We start from the raw sequence: 6,143 nt of genomic DNA, 5'->3' as shown, positions 1-6,143 counted from the left end.
AGGGCGTCAAGCTCACCGCGACGCTGCCGATCCCCGGCGCCCGCGACGGCGCGAGCACCGAGCGGGCCGCGACCGAGGCGCCCGCGCGCGAGGTGGACGAACTCCTCGCCGAACTCGACCTGTTGGTCGGTCTGGCGAGCGTCAAGACCGAGGTGCGAAACCTGATCGACCTGATCTCGGTGGGCCGGCGCCGCGAGGAGGCCGGGCTCAAGGCCCCGACCCTGCGCAGGCACCTGGTCTTCACCGGCTCCCCGGGCACCGGCAAGACCACCGTGGCCCGCCTGTACGGCGAGATCGCGGCGGCGCTCGGCGTGCTGCGGATGGGCCACCTGGTCGAGGTCTCGCGCGTCGACCTGGTCGGCGAGCACATCGGCTCGACCGCGCCGCGCACCAAGGAGGTCTTCGACCGGGCCCGCGGCGGCGTGCTGTTCATCGACGAGGCGTACAGCCTGGCGCCGGCCGATCCCTCGCGCGACTTCGGCCGCGAGGCGATCGACACGCTCGTGAAGATGATGGAGGACCACCGCGACGACGTCGTGGTGATCGTGGCCGGCTACACCGACGAGATGGAACGCTTCCTGGGCGCCAACCCCGGCTTCGGGTCCCGCTTCTCGCGCACCATCACCTTCCAGGACTACTCGGCCGACGAACTCGTCGAGATCACCCGCAAGCAGGTGCGCGAGCACGAGTACGTGCTCACCGACGAGACGTGCGACGCGCTGCTCGGCTACTTCCGCCGACTCCCGCGCGGCTCGTCGTTCGGCAACGCGCGCGAGGCGCGGCGTACCTTCGAGGCGATGATCGAGCGGCACGCGACCCGGTTGGCCCAGCTGCCGGGCGCGGGCCTGGAGGAACTGCGCACGCTCTACCCGGACGATCTCCCCACACTGCGGTGAATCGCCGGGCCCGAGTGGGGTATCGGCTCTACGGCGCGTCGTCCGGGTGACGGGGGAACCGCTGCGATCGACCGACTCGCCTGGCACGGCGCCGCGTCGACCGCCGCGCCCTGTCGGGTCGGACCCAGCGCCCGGTCGCGGCCGAGGAAAGCCTCGACGCGGCCGGAAGCCTTGTCACAGCCGAAGAAGAAGGAGCCTTACGTGCCGGTCATGGGCATCGACATCGGCGGCACCGGCATCAAGGGTGCGCCGGTGGACACCGAGGCGGGACGGCTCACCCACGAACGCGTGCGCCTGCTGACCCCGGAACCGTCCGAGCCGCAGGCGGTCATCGGCGTGGTCCGCGAAGTGTTGGCGCAGTTCCCGGACGCGGACGGACCGGTGGGGATCACCTTCCCCGGAGTGATCAAGAACGGCATCGCGCGCAGCGCCGCCAACGTCGACAAGTCCTGGATCGACCTGGACGTCGACGCGTTGTTCACCGCGACGCTGGGGCGACCGGTCACGATGGTCAACGACGCGGACGCGGCGGGCGTGGCCGAAATGCGGTTCGGCGCGGGGCGCGGCCACAAGGGCACGGTGCTGATGCTGACGTTCGGCACCGGGATCGGCAGCGCCCTGTTCGTCGACGGCAGGCTCGTACCCAACACCGAACTGGGGCATCTCGAACTGAACGGCCACGAGGCCGAACACCGCGCCTCCGCGGTGGCCCGCGAGACGCACGACCTGTCCTGGGAAAAGTGGTCGGCCCGGGTCCAGGACTATCTGCGCCACGTCGAGATGCTGTTCTCCCCGTCCCTGGTCATCATCGGCGGCGGCATCAGCAAGAAGCCGGAGAAGTTCATCCCCTACCTCAAGATCCGCGCCGACCTGGTGCCGGCCACGCTGCACAACGACGCGGGGATCGTGGGCGCCGCGATGCTGGTGATCGACGAAGGGCGACTGACGGCGGGGGGTTGACGGCGGGGTCGACGCCGGGGGAGGGCCGACGTCGGGACTCGCTTCGGGGACCCGCTTCGGGGGTCGATGGCCGGGTTCTACAGAGCCCGGCCGTGGGTTTGGCGGCCCGCCAGGAAGGTGGCGAGCACGTCGAGGTCGGCGATCGCCGCCAAGGGGACGGTGTACGGGTCGGCCGACAGAACCACCAGGTCGGCGTACTTGCCCGGGGTGATCGAGCCGGTGATGTCGTCGGAGAAGAGCTGATACGCCGCGTCGAGGGTCTGCGCGCGGATGGCCTGATCCACCGTCAGGCACTCCTCGGGGGCCAACACCCTGCCCCCTCGCGAGCGGCGTGTGGTGGCCACCGTGATGTTGTGCAGCGGGTTCTCGGGGGTGCTCGGCGGGTCGTTGTGCAGCGAGATGCGCAGCCCCGCGGCCACGGCCGAGCCGGCGGCGGCCCAGTGCGCGCCGTACTTGGGGCCGAACAACTCGTCGGTGAGCACCTCGCCCCAGTAGTACACGTGGTCCATGAACACGCTCGCGGTCACTCCGAGCGCCGCCGCGCGGGTGAACTGGTCGGGCCGCATGGCCCCGACGTGTTCCAGCCGCAGGCGGTGGTCGGCGCGCGGGTAGCGGCTCAGCACGCCCTCGTACACGTCCAGGATCATGTCGATCGCGAGGTCGCCGTGCGCGTGACAGGCGATCTGCCAGCCGTGCGGGAAATACGCCTCGACCACCTCGGCGAGTTGATCCCACGTGTAGTTCGTGCTCGCGTGCGGGCGATCGCCGCGGCCGAGGCGGTGGGTCAGTTCGGTGTCCAGGTAGGGGAACGACACCGCGATCGTGCCGGCCCACGGGGAGCCGTCGACCCACACCTTGATACCGGTCTGCCGGACCAGGTCGTCGCCCGTGAACGGACGTGCCGCGCTGCGCAGTTCGGGCGACGTGGGTTCGTACAGGCGCAAGCGCAACGTGGGGTCGGTCCGGCCGACGGGGTCGAGCAGCGCGTCGCGCCACGCGGGTTGGCAGGCCATCTCGCTGACCATGGTCAGGCCGACCGCGCTCATCCGGGCGAGCGCCTCGGTCAGGTCCGGTGGTGCTCCGTCGCGGCCGAGCGAGTAGGGCGCGGTGAGCGCGGCCATCGCGCCGACGCCGTAGGCCGAGCCGTTCAGGGCGCCGCGCGCGTCGCGCCCGTAGCGGCCACCGGAGGGGTCGGGAGTGCGGGTGCCGATGCCGATGACGCGGGCGGCCTCGTGGTTGAACCAGGCCACGTGTCCGGAGTGGTGCACCACCACGAGCGACGACTCGGGGGCGAGTTCGCCGAGGAACTCCTGGGAGGCGAGCGGCAGATCGGGGAACGACATCGGGTCCCAGCCGAACATGATCACGTGCCCGTCGGCAACGCCGCGCCGGATCGTGCTCACGACCTCGGCGGCGGACGCCATCGTGGTGGGGCGGATGTCCACCACGGCACCGCTGTCGAAGAGCACCGATTCGGCCACGACGTGTCCGTGCGCCTCGACGAAACCGGGCAGGACACAGCGGTCGCCGAGGTCGACCACGTGGGTGTTCGGGCCGATCGGCATGTCGGACGCGGACCCGACGGCCAGGACGCGCCCCGCGAGGACCGCGACCGCCTCGGCGCGCGGACGGTCGTCGTCCACGGTGATCACGGTCCCGATCAGGACCAGGTCGGCGCTGGGGGTGTCCTGGTCCATGGTGCCGCCGCTCCTGCCGAGACTTGGGTGTGCACGTGGGCGTCGATCCGGTACCCGGTCGGCCGGGGCGCGAAGCGCGCGGTACTCCGCCCAGCGGGGCGGTGATGTCTTTTGCCGTGCCGGTCGGCGGCCCACCGTCACGGGCGTGCTACCACTGGAGCTGTTCTGACGGCTCGTCAGGTCGCTTGGTCGTCAGTCACCTGCCCACGGAGGAGTAGAAAAATGGGTACGCACAGCACATCACCGGACACCGGCGTCGTCGTCACGGGCGGCGCGTCCGGGATCGGCCGGGCGATCGCTCAGGCGCTCGCGGCCACCGGTCGGCCGGTCGCCCTGTGGGACATCGCCGGGGACCAGGTCCGGCAGGTCGCGAAGGAGATCACGGCCGAGCACGGGGTGCCGGCATTGGGCCTGGCCCTGGACGTCGGCGACACGGACGCCTACGCCGAGGCCGTCCGCGCCTCGGTCGAGGCCCTGGGCTCGGTCGGCGGCTTCGTGCACGCGGCGGGGATCGTCGACTCGACCCCGATCACCGAGGTCACGGCGGACGACTGGGACCGCGTCCTGAACGTCAACCTGCGCTCGTACGCCCTGCTCGTCCAGGCCCTGACCCCGCATCTGCGCGAACACGCGGGCTCGGCCGTGGTCGGCATCGCGTCGCTCAACGCGATCGTCGGCAACGCCCTCAACCCGTCGTACTGCGCCGCCAAGTCGGGCATGCTCGGCCTGAACCGCTCGATGGCCGCGAAGCTCGCCGAACACGGCATTCGCTCCAACGTGGTCTGCCCGGGCTTCATCGAGACCCCGATGCTCGCCCAGGCGTTCGCCCGCCCCGGCGCGCGGGAGCGGATGGAGAACAGCTCGCCGCTGCGCAGGCTCGGCCGCCCGGAGGAGATCGCGGGCGCGGTGCGCTTCCTCCTCAGCGACGAGGCGTCCTTCATCACGGGCACCCACTTGATGGTCGACGGCGGCACCACGGAAACCATCTGACCCACGGCCTGCGGCGGCCCCGAGCCAGGCCGCCGCAGGCCGTGGACGGGACTGAGAACGCGCCCGAGGTATCCCCATATCGATGGTTCGTGCCAGGCTTGCGAAGCGGGTCCGGCAAGGACGGCCGTATGTGTGGAGGGTGCGTGAAGGCTGTGTTCGACCGTGAGTGGACTGCGGATGATGTGATCGCCGCCCAGGAGACCTCGCTGGTTCGTGTCGAACTCCTCGACGGCGTCGTGGTGATGTCGCCGTTGTCGTCGGTGCGTCACCAGCACGTGTGCGTCTCGTTGTCCGCCGTGCTCGCGCGAGCGGCGGTCGACGGCAGGAACGACGTCGTGGTGTTTCGACACTCGAACGTGCGGCGCGGGGACCGTGACCTCCTGCGGCCCGACATCGCGGTGGTCGGGACTGCCGCGGCAGAGTCGGGGGTGGAGGGGGACCACACGGCTTTCGCTCCCGAGGATGTCGTCCTGGCGGTCGAAGTCCTTTCGGCCGGCCACCAGGGTGTCGACCGGGTCGACAAACTCGCCAAGTACGCACAGTGGGCGATCGAGTCCTACTGGGTCGTCGACCCGAAGCAGTCGACCATCGAGACGTTCACCCTGAGCGGCACCGAGTATGTGGCCTCCGGCACGGCCGAGCCCGGAGCCGTGGTCACGTTGCCCGCCTTCACGCCGATCACCCTCGATCCGGGTGCGCTGTTGCGGGTGGGGTGATCGCGACGCGGGGGGTCACCGGGCGTGGAGTTCGACCACGGCGACCTCCGGGGGTGCACCGACGCGGACCGGAGGGCCCCAGAAGCCGGCGCCTCTGGTGACGTAGAGCATGGTGTCGTCAACCTTGTGCAGGCCGGCGACCGCCGGTTGGTCGAGCTTGACCAGGAGTTGGACCGGGAACATCTGGCCGCCGTGGGTGTGGCCGGAGAGTTGCACGTCGACGTCGTACTTGGCGGCCTGGTCGACCTGGACCGGCTGATGGGCCATCAGGACGACCGGGCGGGACGGGTCGCGGTCGCCGAGGGCCCTGGCGAAGTCGGGGCCGTGGTGTTCGGACCTGCCGCTCAGGTCGTTGACGCCGGCCAGGTCGAAGGCGGCGCCGTTGCGGGAGATTTCGAGGCGGTCGTTGGCGAGGGTGCGCACGTTCAGCTCGGCGAGCTTGTCGACCCAGTCGGCGGCGCCGGACATGTAGTCGTGGTTGCCGGTGACGAAGAACGAGCCGTGTCGACTCGTCAGCCGGCGCAGTGGTTCCGCGTCGTGGCCCAGTTGGCCGGCCGTGCCGTCGGCGAGGTCGCCGACGACCGCCACCAGGTCGGGGGCGGTGCGGTTGATCGTGTCGACCACGCGCGCGGTGTGCGCGCGGCCGAGCAGCGGGCCCAGGTGGATGTCGCCGACCACCGCGATCCGGAACCCTGACAGTCGCGGGTCGAGTCGCGCGACCGGCATCTTGACCCGCACCGTGCGCGGCGCCCCGAGGGCCTGGGTCATGCCGTAGCCCACCGTGCCGATCGACGTCCCGGCGGCGAGCAGCGCGACGGAGCGGGTGAGCACCATCCGTCGGTCGGGGCCGAGGGGGGTGCCGGCGGGCGCGGAGCCGGTGGTGT

At 71.1% G+C, this 6,143-nt stretch carries 6 protein-coding genes; 4 read left to right on the top strand and 2 right to left on the bottom strand.

Annotated elements, in window-relative coordinates:
- Positions 1-896 (top strand): AAA family ATPase (locus GT354_RS00415; RefSeq protein ID WP_161354119.1); only part of this gene is annotated, 896 nt, incomplete at its 5' end.
- 201 nt (positions 897-1,097) lie between these two features.
- Positions 1,098-1,856, top strand: coding sequence for a polyphosphate--glucose phosphotransferase (locus GT354_RS00410; protein WP_161354118.1), 759 nt, complete (start codon positions 1,098-1,100; stop codon positions 1,854-1,856).
- Between the two features lie 77 nt (positions 1,857-1,933).
- Here GT354_RS00410 and GT354_RS00405 read toward each other — a convergent pair whose 3' ends face one another.
- On the bottom strand, positions 1,934-3,553 hold the full coding sequence (locus GT354_RS00405) for an amidohydrolase (RefSeq protein ID WP_161354117.1): 1,620 nt from the start codon (positions 3,551-3,553) through the stop codon (positions 1,934-1,936).
- A 222-nt stretch (positions 3,554-3,775) separates the two neighbouring features.
- Between GT354_RS00405 and GT354_RS00400 the strand changes: the two genes are divergently transcribed.
- Positions 3,776-4,543, top strand: coding sequence for an SDR family NAD(P)-dependent oxidoreductase (locus GT354_RS00400; protein ID WP_161354116.1), 768 nt, complete (start codon positions 3,776-3,778; stop codon positions 4,541-4,543).
- Between the two features lie 143 nt (positions 4,544-4,686).
- The gene (locus GT354_RS00395; protein WP_161354115.1) at positions 4,687-5,259 is read left to right on the top strand and encodes a Uma2 family endonuclease; all 573 of its coding nucleotides are present in this window, start codon (positions 4,687-4,689) and stop codon (positions 5,257-5,259) included.
- A gap of 15 nt (positions 5,260-5,274) precedes the next feature.
- On the opposite strand, the gene GT354_RS00390 is transcribed toward GT354_RS00395, so the two are convergent.
- Positions 5,275-6,143 (bottom strand): metallophosphoesterase (locus tag GT354_RS00390; RefSeq protein WP_161354114.1); only part of this gene is annotated, 869 nt, incomplete at its 5' end.

Origin of the sequence: Streptomyces sp. SID3343 (assembly GCF_009865215.1) — a bacterium.
Classification (GTDB): domain Bacteria; phylum Actinomycetota; class Actinomycetes; order Streptomycetales; family Streptomycetaceae; genus Embleya.
The sequence above is the reverse complement of the archived record's forward strand: the minus strand, read 5'-3'. Positions and strand labels throughout refer to the sequence as shown.

Excerpts from the sequence above, each read along its gene's own strand:
- GT354_RS00405 (WP_161354117.1), bottom strand. The coding sequence starts at position 3,553 with ATGGACCAGGACACCCCCAGCGCCGACCTGGTCCTGATCGGGACCGTG.
- GT354_RS00400 (WP_161354116.1), top strand. The coding sequence starts at position 3,776 with ATGGGTACGCACAGCACATCACCGGACACCGGCGTCGTCGTCACGGGC.